1 pseudogene is annotated in these 544 nt (G+C 62.7%); it reads right to left on the bottom strand.

Annotation, left to right across the window (positions count from 1 at the left end):
* Nucleotides 1-4 precede the first annotated feature (4 nt).
* Nucleotides 5-544 (bottom strand): annotated as a pseudogene (locus ACFSNB_RS18820) (IS3 family transposase); the annotation flags it as partial.

The following is a 544-nucleotide window of genomic DNA, read 5'->3' as shown; positions in this document are numbered from 1 at the left end:
AAAATCATGCTGCCTCGATCTGGGGCAGGTTGTCAAAGTAGGCTTGGTCGGGCGTTCTGCCGCCATGGCTCGAATGCGGCCTGTGGCTGTTGTAAAAGTCAAAGTAGCGGCCGAGCGAGGCGCGGGCCTCGGTCACGTTGTCATAGGCCTTGAGGTAGACCTCCTCGTACTTCACCGAGCGCCACAGCCGCTCGACGAAGACGTTGTCGCGCCAGGATCCCTTGCCGTCCATGCTGATCTCGATGCGGTTGGCGACCATGAGGCCGACGAAGTCGCCCGAGGTGACCCGAAGGGCAGCGCGGAGCAGCAAACTGGCTGCCCTGGTCGGTGTTGAAGATCTCCGGCTTGCCGTGCTTCGCCAGGGCCTCCTCGACCGCCTCGATGCAGAAATCCGTCGTCATCGTGATCGACAGCCGCCAGGACAGCACCCGGCGACTGTACCAGTCGACCACGGCGGCGAGGGTGACGAAGCCCCGGGCCATGGGAATGTAGGTGATATCCATCGCCCATACCTGGTTCGGCCGTTCGATCCTCATCTCCCGCA

This window comes from Phaeospirillum tilakii (assembly GCF_042683125.1).
In the GTDB taxonomy this organism is placed as follows: domain Bacteria; phylum Pseudomonadota; class Alphaproteobacteria; order Rhodospirillales; family Magnetospirillaceae; genus Phaeospirillum; species Phaeospirillum tilakii.
This window is presented reverse-complemented; position numbering and strand designations above follow the sequence as displayed.